At 75.5% G+C, this 12444-nt stretch carries 16 protein-coding genes; 9 read left to right on the forward strand and 7 right to left on the reverse strand.

The features are described 5' to 3' along the window. Window positions 1–98 precede the first annotated feature (98 nt). From EV188_RS28635 to EV188_RS28645, 3 genes are read left to right on the forward strand one after another with little or no spacing between them, the layout of a single operon-like run. The gene (locus EV188_RS28635) at window positions 99–608 is read left to right on the forward strand and encodes an SRPBCC family protein (RefSeq protein WP_133829744.1); all 510 of its coding nucleotides are present in this window, start codon (window positions 99–101) and stop codon (window positions 606–608) included. Between the two features lie 10 nt (window positions 609–618). After that, a complete protein-coding gene (locus tag EV188_RS28640) occupies window positions 619–1662 on the forward strand; it encodes an LLM class flavin-dependent oxidoreductase (RefSeq protein ID WP_133829745.1) in 1044 nt (347 codons plus the stop codon). After that, window positions 1659–2132, forward strand: coding sequence for a winged helix-turn-helix transcriptional regulator (locus tag EV188_RS28645; RefSeq protein WP_243742071.1), 474 nt, complete (start codon window positions 1659–1661; stop codon window positions 2130–2132). The genes EV188_RS28640 and EV188_RS28645 overlap by 4 nt, the downstream gene beginning before the upstream one ends. Before the next feature lie 3 nt (window positions 2133–2135). Here the strand turns inward: EV188_RS28645 and EV188_RS28650 are convergent, their stop codons facing one another. The 3 genes from EV188_RS28650 to EV188_RS28660 all read right to left on the reverse strand — a co-directional run bounded on the left by EV188_RS28650 (window position 2136) and on the right by EV188_RS28660 (window position 4632). Then, window positions 2136–2609, reverse strand: coding sequence for an SRPBCC family protein (locus EV188_RS28650; RefSeq protein WP_133829746.1), 474 nt, complete (start codon window positions 2607–2609; stop codon window positions 2136–2138). Between the two features lie 59 nt (window positions 2610–2668). Then, window positions 2669–4063 (reverse strand): PQQ-dependent sugar dehydrogenase, encoded by a 1395-nt coding sequence (locus EV188_RS28655; protein WP_243742072.1) that lies wholly within the window; start codon window positions 4061–4063, stop codon window positions 2669–2671. A gap of 74 nt (window positions 4064–4137) precedes the next feature. Then, complete coding sequence (locus tag EV188_RS28660; RefSeq protein WP_133829747.1) at window positions 4138–4632, reverse strand: PaaI family thioesterase; 495 nt, start codon at window positions 4630–4632, stop codon at window positions 4138–4140. A 246-nt stretch (window positions 4633–4878) separates the two neighbouring features. Here EV188_RS28660 and EV188_RS28665 point away from each other — a divergent pair, with 246 nt between their 5' ends. Genes EV188_RS28665 through EV188_RS28675 form a run of 3 tightly spaced genes read left to right on the forward strand, consistent with a single transcriptional unit; the run spans window position 4879 to window position 7137 of the window. Continuing rightward, on the forward strand, window positions 4879–5640 hold the full coding sequence (locus EV188_RS28665; protein WP_133829748.1) for a YebC/PmpR family DNA-binding transcriptional regulator: 762 nt from the start codon (window positions 4879–4881) through the stop codon (window positions 5638–5640). A 1-nt stretch (window position 5641) separates the two neighbouring features. Continuing rightward, window positions 5642–6139, forward strand: a complete 498-nt coding sequence (locus tag EV188_RS28670; protein WP_133829749.1) for a GNAT family N-acetyltransferase — start codon at window positions 5642–5644, stop codon at window positions 6137–6139. A 5-nt stretch (window positions 6140–6144) separates the two neighbouring features. Then, window positions 6145–7137: an endonuclease/exonuclease/phosphatase family protein gene (locus tag EV188_RS28675; protein ID WP_133829750.1), complete on the forward strand. Its 993-nt coding sequence runs from the start codon at window positions 6145–6147 to the stop codon at window positions 7135–7137. Here the strand turns inward: EV188_RS28675 and EV188_RS28680 are convergent. Together EV188_RS28680 and EV188_RS28685 are read right to left on the reverse strand one after the other, a co-directional pair. After that, entirely contained in the window at window positions 7121–8200 is a 1080-nt protein-coding gene (locus tag EV188_RS28680; RefSeq protein WP_166660141.1) for a winged helix DNA-binding domain-containing protein, read from the reverse strand. The genes EV188_RS28675 and EV188_RS28680 overlap by 17 nt on opposite strands. After that, window positions 8197–8463, reverse strand: a complete 267-nt coding sequence (locus EV188_RS28685) for an acylphosphatase (protein ID WP_133829752.1) — start codon at window positions 8461–8463, stop codon at window positions 8197–8199. The genes EV188_RS28680 and EV188_RS28685 overlap by 4 nt, the downstream gene beginning before the upstream one ends. A gap of 54 nt (window positions 8464–8517) precedes the next feature. Between EV188_RS28685 and EV188_RS28690 the strand changes: the two genes are divergently transcribed. Continuing rightward, on the forward strand, window positions 8518–9138 hold the full coding sequence (locus EV188_RS28690; RefSeq protein ID WP_133829753.1) for an alpha-ketoglutarate-dependent dioxygenase AlkB: 621 nt from the start codon (window positions 8518–8520) through the stop codon (window positions 9136–9138). Between the two features lie 6 nt (window positions 9139–9144). Here the strand turns inward: EV188_RS28690 and EV188_RS28695 are convergent, their stop codons facing one another. Then, on the reverse strand, window positions 9145–10266 hold the full coding sequence (locus EV188_RS28695) for a mandelate racemase/muconate lactonizing enzyme family protein (RefSeq protein ID WP_133829754.1): 1122 nt from the start codon (window positions 10264–10266) through the stop codon (window positions 9145–9147). Window positions 10267–10345: 79 nt separating this feature from the next. Next, window positions 10346–10810, reverse strand: coding sequence for a nuclear transport factor 2 family protein (locus tag EV188_RS28700; protein WP_208114419.1), 465 nt, complete (start codon window positions 10808–10810; stop codon window positions 10346–10348). A gap of 154 nt (window positions 10811–10964) precedes the next feature. On the opposite strand from EV188_RS28700, the gene ruvC reads away from it, so the two are divergent. Further along, entirely contained in the window at window positions 10965–11561 is a 597-nt protein-coding gene (gene ruvC, locus EV188_RS28705) for a crossover junction endodeoxyribonuclease RuvC (RefSeq protein WP_133829755.1), read from the forward strand. 14 nt (window positions 11562–11575) lie between these two features. After that, on the forward strand, window positions 11576–12421 hold the full coding sequence (locus EV188_RS28710) for an alpha/beta fold hydrolase (protein WP_166660143.1): 846 nt from the start codon (window positions 11576–11578) through the stop codon (window positions 12419–12421). Window positions 12422–12444: the final 23 nt, after the last annotated feature.

The following is a 12444-nucleotide window of genomic DNA, read 5'->3' on the forward strand; positions in this document are numbered from 1 at the left end:
CCGCGGTTCCGCGCCGCGTCATGGCAGGTCATGCGCGTGAGTGCATGGGACCGCGGCTGGATATCGCGGGCGAACCCAGCTCGGTCTACCCTGCGACGATGCGCTACGCCGACCGCCCCACCGTCGAGGCCGAGGTCCACATCGCGGCGCCGCCCGCGCAGGTGTGGCCGCTGGTCCGCGACATCGAGCTCGTCGCCGACACCTCCGAGGAGCTGCAGGAGGCGACGTGGCTCCCGGCGCCGGAGGGGCCCGGCGAGGGGGACGCGCCGGCGGTCGGGCACCGGTTCCGCGGCCGCAACGCCCACCCGCAGGCCGGCGAGTGGGAGACCGTCTCGACCGTCGTCGAGTGCGACGAGGCGCGCCGCTTCACCTGGGCCGTGATGGACACCGACAACCCCTCGGCGCTGTGGCGCTTCACGCTCACGCCGGTCGAGGGCGGCACCGAGCTCCACCAGTGGGCGCAGATGGGCCCCGGCCCGTCCAACCTGAACAAGGTCATCGAGAAGATGCCCGACAAGGAGGAGCGGATCGTCGCCGGCCGCCTGCGCGAGTGGCAGGCGAGCATCGAGCGCACGCTCGCGGGGATCAAGGCGCGCGCCGAGTCGTGAGGGCCGAGTCGTGAGGACGGCCACCACGATCGAGGCCTCCGGGGCGCCGTGGGCCGAGACCGTCGACTTCGTCGTCGAGGCCGAACGCCTCGGGCTCGACGTGTGCTGGGTCGCCGAGGCGTGGGGCTCCGACGCGCCGTCGCCGCTGGGCTACCTCGCCGCGCGCACCGAACGGATGCTGCTGGGGTCCGGGGTGGTCCAGGTCGGCACGCGTTCCCCGGCCCTGATCGCGCAGACCGCCCTCACCCTGCAGACGATGTCGCAGGGCCGCTTCCTGCTCGGTCTCGGCAGCTCGGGGCCGCAGGTGCTCGAGGGCCTGCACGGGGTCCCGTTCGCCCACCCGCTGGGCCGGATGCGCGAGACCGTCGACGTCGTGCGCCGCGTCATGGCCGGCGAGAAGGTCACCTACGAGGGCCGCCACGTGACGCTCCCGCTGCCCGGCGGGGAGGCGCGCCCGATGCGGGTGTCGGTGACCGCCGAGCGGCCGGTCCCGATCCACCTCGCCACCTTGTCGCCGCGGATGCTGCGCCTGACCGGCGAGGTCGCCGACGGCTGGCTGGGCACGAGCTTCGTCCCCGAGGGCGCCGCGACGTCGCTGGAGCCGCTGGCCGAGGGGGCGGCGGCCGCGGGGCGCACGCTCGCCGACCTCGACCTGTGCCAGGGCGCCGAGATCGCCTTCGCGCGGGACGACGACGAGCTCGCCACGATGCTCGACGAGCGGCGCGCCGGGCTCGCCTTCAGCCTCGGCGGCATGGGCTCGGCGAGCCGGAACTTCTACCACGATGCCTACGCCCGCCAGGGCTGGAAGGACGTCGCCGCCGAGGTCCGCGCGTTCTGGCTCGACGGGCGGCGCGACGACGCGGCCGCGGCGGTGCCCCGCGAGATGGTCGCGGCGACCACGCTGATCGGCACCGAGGACGGGGTCCGGGAGCGCCTCGGGGTGTGGCGCGACGCCGGCGTCACGACGGTGCGGCTCTACCCGGCGGGGGCGGACCTGGAGCAGCGGCTGGACACGCTCGCCCGGGGCATCGAGCTGGTGAAGGAGATCGGATGACCACACCACTGCGCTGGCGCGACGTCGACAGCGGCGCCTGCTCGATCGCGCGCACGATGACCGTGCTCGGCGAGCCGTGGACGATGCTCGTCGTGCGCGACCTGCTGCACGGCGTCCGGCGCTTCGACGACCTCGTCGCGCACCTCGGGATCGCGCGCACGGTGCTCACCCGCCGTCTCGCCGTGCTGGCGGAGGCGGGGCTGGTGGAGACGACGGAGTACCGGGAGCCGGGGCGCCGGACGCGCCGCGAGTACCGGCTCACCGAGGCCGGGCTGGATCTCCGTCCGGTGCTGCTGGCGCTGATGGCGTACGGCGACCGGCACCGCGCCGACGGGCCGCCGGTGGTGGTGCGCCACGACGGCTGCGGGGAGCCGGTGACCCTGGTGGCGGAGTGCGCCGCCGGTCACCGCCTCGGCGCGGACGACCGGATGCGCAGCACGCCGGGGCCGGGAGCACCGGCCCCGGCGTGAGCACTACTGCGCGGCGTCGGCGACCTTGTCGATCGTCTGCGTCATCTGGTCCTCGGTGACCAGCGGGAAGAAGCCCTTGAACTGGGCGTCCTGCACGCCGCTCCAGTCGTAGACCTGGGTGACCTCGGTGCCGTTGCCCGAGGGCGCGAGCTTCCAGGTCCAGACGTGGCCCTTGGCGGTGACGTCGCCGAGCTTGTCGGTGTAGCCGTCGAGCGGGTGGAGCTGGGGCGCCCAGGCGATCTCGCGGCCCTCCTCGTAGGAGGTGACGGTGTTGAGCATCTGGTAGTCGCCCAGCACGTCGTTGCGCATGTTCATGACGAACTGGTCGCCGACGCCGCTGACCGTCGCGTTGCCCTCGACGCCCTTCAGCATGCCCGCGCCGTCGAACTCGTGGTGGCGACCCGGCGTCGCCAGCAGCGAGAACAGCTGGTCGGGCTTGGCGTCGACGGTGCGGGTCACGGTGATCTGGTCGCTCATGACGGTGTCGTGCCCGTCACAGCCCGGGTCGAAACGGTTGGGCACGACCGGCGCCGGGGTCAGCGTCCGGGCGGCGCCAACCGGTACACCGCGTTCGCCCCGTCGTCGGTGACGTAGACGGCGCCGTCGGGCCCCGGGACGGCGGCGACCGGGCGCCCCCACCGCGAGCCGTCGGGCCCCTGGAAGCCGCCGACGAGCGTGCGCTGCCCGTCGAGTCCGCCGTTGCGCCACGGGTAGAACGACACCTCGGGCGCGCGCGGCGTCTGCCGGTTCCACGACCCGTGCACCCCGACCAGCGCGCCCTGCCCGTAGGGCGCCGGCAGCGTGCCGAACGCGAGGCCCAGCGGCGCCGAGTGCGCCCCCATCGTCTGCTCGACCGGGGTCAGCGTCGCGCAGTCCAGCGCGCGGCCGTCCGGGTTGGTCTCGGCGTCGGCCACGAACGGCACGTCGGAGGGGTCGAGCGCGCTGTCCGGGACGCCGGGCTGCACGTCGGGGTCGGGGTTGCAGTACGGCCAGCCGACGTCGCGGCCGGGATAGAGGCGGGCGAGCTCCTCGGGCGGGTGGTCGTCGACGTAGTCGGGGATGACCTGCCCGCGCGCCGAGCCGTCGTTCTCGCCGTAGGGCCGGTCGTAGGGGAACGGGATGTTGTCGCGGTTGTTCACCGCGGTCCACACCGCGCCGTCCGGGGCGATCGCGAGGCCGGTGCCGTTGCGCACGCCGCGGGCGTAGGGCTCGGCGGGTCCGCCGCCCGGCGGGACGCGCAGGATCGCGGCGCGCTGCGGGGTCGACTCGCGGTCCTGCGGGGACACGTTGGCCGTCGAGCCCACCGAGATGTAGACCGCGCCGTCCCGGCCGACCGCGACGCTCTTGAGCGCGTGCGCGTAGGCGCCGCGCAGGTCCGGGCTGCGCGCGTCGGGCAGGTCGTCGACGACCGTCGTGGGCGTGCCGAGCCGGCCGTCCGCGTAGGGGTAGGAGCGCACCGCGTTGCTCTCGGCGACGTAGAGCGTCGAGCCGGAGAACCACAGCCCGTGCGGCTGGGTGAGGTCGGCGACCAGCGTCGTGGACGTCGGGCCGCCCGGACCGGCGACGAGGCGCACGACCTCGCCCGCGCCGGGACGGGAGACGAGCAGCGCGCCGTCGGGGGCGAAGGCCGCCATGCGGGCCCCGTCCACGCGAGCCCAGACCGACATTGTCCAGCCCGCGGGCACCAGCGCCTGGCGCGCGACGTCGAACGGCTCCGCGCCGAGGCCGGGCGGGACCGTGACGGGCGCCGGGACCAGCGCGGCGGTGGCGGCGCCGGCGGGGGCGGGCTCCTGCTCACCGACCGGGCCCGCCGACGCGGTGCGGGCCGGGTCGGGCGGGTCCGCGGGGGCCTGCGGGGCGGCCGCACCGCCGCCGCACGCGGTCACGAGCGCGAGGACCGCGGCGGCCATCAGGACCAGCGAGCGCCTCATACGGACCCTTCGTCCTCGACGGCACGACGGGTCGAGCCCACCACACGCCCGACCGCACCCAGCGGCGGGTCTCCTCAGTCGCGCAGGATCAAACAGCTCGAGGTCGCCTCGGCCACCAGGCGGCCCCGGCCGTCGACGAGCTCGGCGCGGGCGAGCGCGGTGCTGCGCCCGGAGTGCACGACGTACCCGGTGGCGCGGCTGGTGCCGGAGTCGGCGGTGAGCCGGCGCAGGAACTTCACGTTCAGGTCGAGGCTCGTGTAGGCGACGCCGGCGGGCAGCGTGCTGTGCACGGCGCACCCAGCGGCGGAGTCGAGCAGCGTCGCGTAGATGCCGCCGTGCACCGAGCCGATCGGGTTGTAGTGGTACTCGGCGGGCTCGACGGCGAAGACCACCGTGCCGCGCTCCACCGACTCCACGCTCGCCCCGACCAGGGTCATGATCGGCGGGGGCGGGAGCGTCCCGTCGGCCATGGCCTGCAGGAACGCGAGCCCGTCGCGCTCGGTCGCCGCGGCGGCGAGCGCGCGGGGGTCGGACCAGGTGTGGGTGCGCTCGCGCGTCGTGACGTCCATCGGGCTCCTGTCGTCGCGTGCTGGGTATCGAACGACAACCCAGCTGTGTCAGCACCGTACCGTCCCACCGCCGTCGGGAGGACCTCGGTAGACTGGATCGTCGGAAGCGTGGGCGGCGCGGAGTCGCCGTCTGTGTCGCCAGTGCTGTGTCGCCAGTGCCGGCCGGGACACCCGGGAGCGGCGCCGCGGGAGCTCCGGTGCGCATCCGGACCGACCGCGAGGCACGTGCGAGACGAAGGGGAGACGATGAGCGGCCACTCCAAATGGGCGACCACGAAGCACAAGAAGGCCGCGATCGACGCCAAGCGCGGCAAGATGTTCGCCAAGCTGATCAAGAACATCGAGGTCGCGGCGCGCACCGGCGGCGGTGACCCGGCGGCCAACCCGACGCTCTACGACGCCATCCAGAAGGCGAAGAAGACCTCGGTCCCCAACGACAACATCGACCGCGCGGTCAAGCGCGGGTCCGGCGCCGAGGCGGGCGGCGCCGAATACCAGGCGATCACCTACGAGGGCTACGCCCCGGGCGGCGTCGCCGTGCTCGTCGAGTGCCTCACCGACAACAAGAACCGCGCCGCGGGCGAGGTCCGCACGGCCATGAACCGCAACGGCGGCGCCATGGCCGACCCGGGCTCGGTCGCCTACCTGTTCAACCGCAAGGGCGTCATCATCGTCCCGAAGGAGCAGGCCAACGGCGCGCTGGCCGAGGACGACCTGCTCATGGCGGTCCTCGAGGCCGGCGCCGAGGAGGTCAACGACTACGGCGAGAGCTTCGAGGTGCTCACCGAGTCCAACGACCTCGTCGACGTCCGCAAGGCGCTCCAGGAGGCGGACATCGACTACGACTCCTCCGAGGTCTCGTTCGTCCCCTCGATGAACGTCGAGGTCGACGCGGACGGCGCGCGGAAGGTCCTGCGGATCATCGACGCGCTCGAGGACTCCGACGACGTGCAGAACGTCTACTCGAACTTCGACGCCTCCGACGAGGTCATGGCCGAGGTCGGCTGACGTGGTCGACCTCGCCCCGTGCGTCGTCGCCGAGCTCGGCGCGGCGGACGCGGGCGAGGCCCTGACCGTGCAGTACGCGGCGTACCTGTCCGAGGCGCGCCGCTACGGCACCACCGAGATCCCGCCGCTGCGCGAGACCGTCGCCGGGCTCGCCGCCGACCTCGGACGTCCCGACGTCCGCGGGTTCGGGGCGTGGGCGGGGCAGCGGCTGATCGGGTCGGTGCGCCTGCGCGGGGACGGCATCGGCAGCGGGTCGGGGTGCGCCGAGCTCGCGCGCTACTCGGTCGCCCCGGACGCCCAGGGCCACGGCGTGGGACGGGCGCTGCTCGAGCGCGCCCACGCCGAGCTCGCGGCGGGCGACGTCAGCTGGCTCGTCACCGGCGCCCGCAGCGACGAGAACCTGCGGCTCTACCGGCGCGCGGGCTACGAGGAGACCGGCCGGCTCGTCGACGGCGCGGGCGTGGACCTGCTGCGCCTCGAGCGGCTCGCCCCCCGGTGAGCCGCATGGCGCGGTCGCGCGTGGTCGGCGTCCTGCTGATGGCCGCCGCCGTGGTCGTCGCCTCCTGGGTGCCGTTCTGGTGGTGGGCGCCGGTCGGGTCGCCGCTCGCCTTCGGGCTGCTGGCGCTCACGCCGGTCGTCGCGGCGGTCGCGGTCGTCGTCGCGGCGGTCTGCTTCCTGGCGCGGCGGCACGTGGCCGGTGTGGTCGCCGGGGTGGCGGCGGTCGCCCTGCTGACGGTGGTGGTGCCGCGGGCGGTCGACGACGGCGACCCGATCGTCACGCCCGGCCCGACGAGCGCGCCGGTCACCGTCGCCACGGTCAACATGAAGTTCGGGCAGGCGAGCCCCGAGGCGATCGTGGGGCTGGTGCGCGAGCAGCAGGTCGAGGTCCTCGGCCTGCAGGAGGTGACGCCGAGGGCCGAGCAGGCGCTCGCCGCGGCCGGCCTGCGCGCCGAGCTGCCCTTCGTCGTGTCCCGGGCGCGCAACGGTGCGGGCGGCACGGCCCTGCTCGCGCGCCACCCGCTCGCCCCCTCGGGCCTGGTCCTGCGGGAGGGCGTGTTCTCGCAGGTCACCGCCCGGGTGCTGGCACCGAGCGGGCCCGTCGACGTCGTCGTCGCCCACCCCGCCGCGCCCGTGTTCCGCGACGAGGCGCAGGGCTGGGCGCGCGAGATCGAGAACCTGCCGGGGCCCGCGCCGCTCGAGGGCCCGCCGCGGCTCGTGCTCGGTGACCTCAACGCGACGCTCGACCACCGGCCGCTGCGTCAGCTCCTGTCCGGGGAGTGGAGCGACTCCGCCGCGGCGATCGGCGCCGGGCTGCGCGGGACGTGGCCGACGGACTCGACGCTGCCGCCGTTCGCGGCGATCGACCACGTGCTGGTGTCCGGACCGGTCGCGCCGGCCGACCTGACCACGCACGTCGTCCCCGGCTCCGACCACGCCGGGGTGGTGGTGCGGCTGCTGGTGCGCGACGGGCGCGCGCCGGTCACGCCGGGAGCGTGAGCGGGCGCCCCAGGACGCGGGACCAGACGGCGGGCTCGGCGCCCGGGTCCACCGGACCGGCGAACGGGGCGAGCACGAGGCGGTCGTCGTCGGCGCTCCACGTGCCGACCACCCGACCGTCGTCGACCACCACCGGCGCGATCCACCCGGCGGCGCGGCTGACCTCCTTGCGGTGCTCCGCGGGCAGGAGGTCGGTGTCCGCGGTGCCGGCGCCGAGCACGTAGGGGTCGAAGGGGCCGAGGAGTCTCGTGCCCACGGGCGGCGCGGCGGCGAGGTCGTCGAGGTCCTCGGTGCGGGCGTACCGGACCTCGCCGTCGACCGTGACCTCGGTGAGCGTGCCGTCGGCGAGCAGGTCGGTGAACCAGCGCCGCAGCCGCGCCTTCGGGGTCATGCCGCGCAGGAGCCAGGCGTCGAAGGCGGTGGGCGTCGCCGGCCCGTGGGCGGCGAGGAACGCGGGGACGATCGTGCGCGCGGCCTCGTCGGCGTCGGGCAGGCCCGGCCAGGCGGGACGGGTGAAGGTCACCCGCGTGCCCGCCGGCGGCCCGTGGCAGATCAGGCCCTGCCAGGCGAGCGGCTTGAGCACCGTGCCCCAGCCCGACCGGATGGCCTCGGCGAGCCCCTCGTCGCCGCTGTGGGCGACGAGCGCCGCGGTGAGCTCCTCGCGGGTGAGGACGGCGCCGTCGGCGAGGACGTCGACGACCGCGGCCTCGAGCGCGGTCATCTGCTCGGCGGTGGCGAACTCCCGCTGCCACGAGCCCTTGTCCCACGACCGCGCGGCGGCCAGCAGGGCGAGCAGCGACGGCGCCTGGTCGGCGGCGAGCAGGTGCAGCGTGCCGCGCGCGGCCCAGGTGCGGACGAGGGTCCCGGCGGCCAGGGCGGCGTCGACGGTGCCGTCGTCGGCGGTGCCGTCCGGGCTCCGCACGGCCACGGCCTGCGCCGCGGCCGACGGCACCTGCGCCTGGACGCCGAGCAGGCGGCGGGCCGTCGCGACCGGGTCGGTGCCGTCCCGGTCGGCGAGGAACTGGCGGTGCAGGCGGAAGCGCCGGACCTGCTCGGGCCTCACGTCTGCTCGAAGGAGCGGTGCCCCTGCGGTTCGGTGTCGGTGACGTCGACGCCGCTGACCCAGGCCTGCGACGAGCCCTCGCGCGCCCAGGCGATCATCTGCTCGACGGCGTCGTCCTCACCCTCGACGACCATCTCGACCGTGCCGTCCTCGCGGTTGCGGACCCAGCCGCCGACCCCGAGACGGCCCGCGGCGTCCTCGGCGCTCGCGCGGAAGAAGACGCCCTGGACGCGCCCGTGGACCACGATGTGCTTGCTCTGCACGCCCCTCGCACTCCGTTCTCGCCGTGTGTTCGAACATGTGTTCTACTGGTCCCGATGACGACAGCCTGGACGCCCTCGCTCTTCGGCGGTGGCGAGACCGCCGAGGACCCCGGGGTGGATCCGGCCGTCGTCCCGCGCCGCATCGTCCTGGACGAGCGCTCGTGGGTCGACCTGGCCCCCGCGTGGATCACCGGGGCCGACGCCTGGTTCGACGCGATCGTGGCGCAGGCGCCGTGGAACCAGCGGCGCCGTCGGATGTACGACCAGGAGGTCATGGAGCCCCGGCTGACCTGTGGGTGGCGCATCGACGAGGCGCCCGACCCGATGCCGGCCGTGGCCGACGCCCTCTCGCGGCACTACGGCGTGCGCTTCGACCGGGTGGGGTGCAACTACTACCGCCACGGGGACGACTCGGTGGCCTGGCACGGCGACCGCGTCCGCTTCACCCACGAGGCGCCGATCGTCGCGATCGTGTCCCTCGGGGCCGAGCGGCGCTTCGGCCTCCGGCCGCTCGGTGGCGGGGCGTCGACGCGGCTGACGGTCGCGGGCGGCGACCTGCTGGTCATGGGTGGGCGCTGCCAGCACGACTGGCAGCACACGGTGCCGAAGTGGCCCGGCGCCGGGCCGCGCGTGAGCGTCACGTTCCGCCACGACGATCCGGGGCCCCGGCCCTAGCTGTCCCTAGCTCTCCCAAACCGCCACCGGATCGCCGAGCGCCTCCTCGTCCACCGTCGCGCCGAGCCCCGGCGAGCGCCCGGGCAGCACGCCGTCGGGGGTGACCACGGTGTCGAGGGCCGCCACCTTGCGGGTGACCATGTCCTCGCAGTCCAGCACCCCGCGCAGCGAGCGCGGCGGCACGGTGGCGCCGAGGTGCAGGATCGCGGCGTAGGCGAGCGAGGAGCCGACGGTGTCCTGCACGCTGATCGTCAGGCCGGCGGCCCGGGCGATGTCGCGGTGGCGCCGGCCCGGCGTGAGCCCGCCCGCCTTGGAGATCTTGAGACCGATGCCGTCGGCGGTGTCGAGGGCGCCGAGCACGACGTCGGCGTCGCTCTGGGCGAGCTCGTCGAGCACGATCGGGTACGGGCACCGCGGGCGCAACGAGGCCGTCTCGCGCCACGACGCGCACGGCGACTCGAGGGCGAAGTCCAGCCCGGGCGGCAGCAGGGCGAGCAGGCGCAGGGCGGTCTCGGGGAGCAGCCCGCCGTTGGCGTCGACGATGAAGAACTCGCCGGGCCGCCGGTCGGCGAGGCTCGCGGCGATGCGCTCGGCGTCCAGCGCCGGGCCGCCGTCGGCGTCGAGCGCGCCGATCTTCACCGAGTGCGCCCGGTACCCGCGGGCCCGGTGGTCGGCGACCCGGGTCCGCATGTCCTCGGGGTCGCACGCGGGGATCGACGAGATCGGCGCCATGGGGACGTCGGTCGAGCCGCCGAGCAGGTCGCACACCGGCAGGCCGACCGATTTCCCGAACGCGTCCCAGCACGCCACGTCGAGCGCGGTCCGGGCGTCGTGGTGGCCGGTCAGCGTCGCGTCCATGACGTCGCCGACCCGTTCGGACCGCCGCGGGTCGAGCCCGAGCAGGGCGGGGGCCAGCAGCCCGATGCCCGCGCGGGTGCCCGCCGGGTGCGCGGCGACGTACGTCGACCCGAACGGCGTGCTCTCGCCCCAGCCCTCAGTGCCGTCGTCGCAGGTCAGGCGGACGATCGCCGCCTCGAACGAGGTGTAGGTGCGCCCGCCCGAGAGGTGGTAGACGCCGCCCGAGTACGGGAGCTCGACGGCATAGAGCGCGATCCGCGTGATCCTCACGGATCCGGGAGTCTCGACGCGTGGACCGTGCACGTCCATCGCCGCGTCGGACACGTGATCGTGTCCGGGACGAACACGATCAGATCGGAATCTCGCTCGTGTCGCCGTCCGCGCGCGGGCCGTGGAGCCGGCGCTCCTCCTCGGCGATCCGCACGTCGTTGATGCTCGCCTCGCGCCGGGCCATCAGCCCGTTGTCGGCGAACTCCCAGTTCTCGTTGCCGTAGCTGCGCCACCACTGCCCGGCGGCGTCGCGGCACTCGTACTGGAAGCGCACGGCGATCCGGTGCCCGCCGAAGGTCCACAGCGACTTGCGCAGCACGTAGTCGCGCTCGCGCTCCCACTTGCGGGCCAGGAACTCGACGACCTGCGCGCGCCCGGTGACCCACTCGTCGCGGTTCCGCCAGACCGTGTCCAGCGTGTACGCGAGCGCGACCTTCTCCGGGTCGCGCGTGTTCCACGCGTTCTCCGCGGCGAGCACCTTCGCCCGCGCCGACTCCTCGTCGAACGGCGGGAACGGCGGGCGGGGCTCCTCGGGGCTGCTCATGGCGGTCAGCATGCCGCGCCCGGAGATCACGGGCGACGTCATCGACCTCAACCGGTGGCGACGGTGCACCACGTCGCCCCTGATCACCGGCGACACACCGGCACCGGGGGACGAACGCCGGTCTGCGGCCCGCCGCCGCGTAGCGTCCCGCCCCATGCGGGTGCTGGGCGTCGACCCCGGGCTGACGCGCTGCGGCCTCGGCGTGGTCGAGGGCGGCGGCGGGCGGGTCGTGCGCGCGGTCGCCGTCGACGTCGTCCGCACCCCGCCGGAGGCCGAGGTGGCCGACCGGCTCGTCGCGGTCGCCGACACCGTCGAGGCCTGGATCGCCGAGCACCGGCCCGACGTCGTGGCCGTCGAGCGGGTGTTCGCCCAGCACAACGTGCGCACGGTGATGGGGACGGCGCAGGTCGGCGGGGTCGTCGCGCTGGTCGCCGGGCGCGCCGGCCTGCCGGTCGCGTTCCACACGCCCAGCGAGGTCAAGGCCGCGGTGACGGGGTCCGGGCGCGCGGGCAAGGAGCAGGTCACGGCCATGGTCACGCGGGTGCTCGCGCTGGCCGAGGCCCCGCGTCCCGCCGACGCCGCCGACGCCCTCGCGCTCGCCGTCTGCCACTGCTGGCGCGCCCCGATGATCGCGCGCATGGCCGAGGCCGAGGCGCGCGCGGCCGAGGCCACCAAGCGTCATCGCGCCCGCCTCAAGGCCGCCCAGAAGGCCGCCGCACCCACGCCGGCAGTTCCGAAAGCCGGACGCTGAGCACCACGGGGTGGGTGACGTCGTCGGACGGCACGGCGATCGCGGTCGAGACGGTCGGCGAGGGGCCGCCGCTCGTCCTGACGACCGGCGCGCTCCAGGGCCGCGCGAGCGTCCGCCTGCTCGCCGAGGCCCTCGCCGACCGCTTCACCGTGCACCTCTGGGACCGCCGGGGCCGCGGCGACAGCGGGGGAGTGCCCGACTCCGCCCGCGACCCGCTCGGGCCGGACGGCGCGGCGCTCGTGGCCGCCGAGGTCGCCGACCTGGAGGCCGTCGTCGCGGCCACGGGCGGCGCGCCGGCCCACTACGCCCACTCCGCGGGCGGGATGCTCGTGCTCGAGGCGGTCCTGCGGGGCCTGCCGGCCACCCGGGTCGTCGCCCACGAACCCCCGTGGCGCGTGGACGGCGACGACCCGGGCCCGCGCCGCGACCTCGGCGCCGCCACGATGGCCGCCCTGCGCGCCGGCAGCCCGGACGACGCCGCGGCCGCGTTCCTCGGCGGGTTCCCGGCGGCCGCGCCCGCGCCGGTCGAGCGCCTGCGCCGGACCCCGTTCTGGGCCGGCACCGTCGCGCTCGCGCCGTCGCTGCCCCACGACGTCGCCCTCGTGGTGGGCGACCCCGTGCCGACCGAGCGCGTCGCGGCGCTGGACATCCCGCTCCTCGCCCTCGACGGCGACCTCAGCCCCGCGTGGGTGCGGGCCGCGGTCGCCGCGCTGGCGGCCTCGGTCCCCGGCGCGGTGCACCGCACGCTGCCCGGGCAGGTCCACATCGTCACCCCGACCGTGCTCGCCCCCGTCCTCACCGGGTTCCTGGCCCCGGACGGGGGCGCGCCGGTGCGCGGCGCCGTCGGGGGCGGCCGGTAGCCTTCGAACGCGTGTTCGCTGCG

Source organism: Actinomycetospora succinea (assembly GCF_004363095.1).
Classification (GTDB): domain Bacteria; phylum Actinomycetota; class Actinomycetes; order Mycobacteriales; family Pseudonocardiaceae; genus Actinomycetospora; species Actinomycetospora succinea.

Coding starts and splice junctions, on each gene's coding strand:
- EV188_RS28635 (WP_133829744.1), top strand. CDS start 99: ATGCGCTACGCCGACCGCCCCACCGTCGAGGCCGAGGTCCACATCGCG.
- EV188_RS28645 (WP_243742071.1), top strand. CDS start 1,659: ATGACCACACCACTGCGCTGGCGCGACGTCGACAGCGGCGCCTGCTCG.
- EV188_RS28650 (WP_133829746.1), bottom strand. CDS start 2,609: ATGAGCGACCAGATCACCGTGACCCGCACCGTCGACGCCAAGCCCGAC.
- EV188_RS28655 (WP_243742072.1), bottom strand. CDS start 4,063: ATGAGGCGCTCGCTGGTCCTGATGGCCGCCGCGGTCCTCGCGCTCGTG.
- EV188_RS28660 (WP_133829747.1), bottom strand. CDS start 4,632: ATGGACGTCACGACGCGCGAGCGCACCCACACCTGGTCCGACCCCCGC.
- EV188_RS28665 (WP_133829748.1), top strand. CDS start 4,879: ATGAGCGGCCACTCCAAATGGGCGACCACGAAGCACAAGAAGGCCGCG.
- EV188_RS28675 (WP_133829750.1), top strand. CDS start 6,145: ATGGCGCGGTCGCGCGTGGTCGGCGTCCTGCTGATGGCCGCCGCCGTG.
- EV188_RS28690 (WP_133829753.1), top strand. CDS start 8,518: ATGACGACAGCCTGGACGCCCTCGCTCTTCGGCGGTGGCGAGACCGCC.
- EV188_RS28700 (WP_208114419.1), bottom strand. CDS start 10,810: ATGAGCAGCCCCGAGGAGCCCCGCCCGCCGTTCCCGCCGTTCGACGAG.
- ruvC (WP_133829755.1), top strand. CDS start 10,965: ATGCGGGTGCTGGGCGTCGACCCCGGGCTGACGCGCTGCGGCCTCGGC.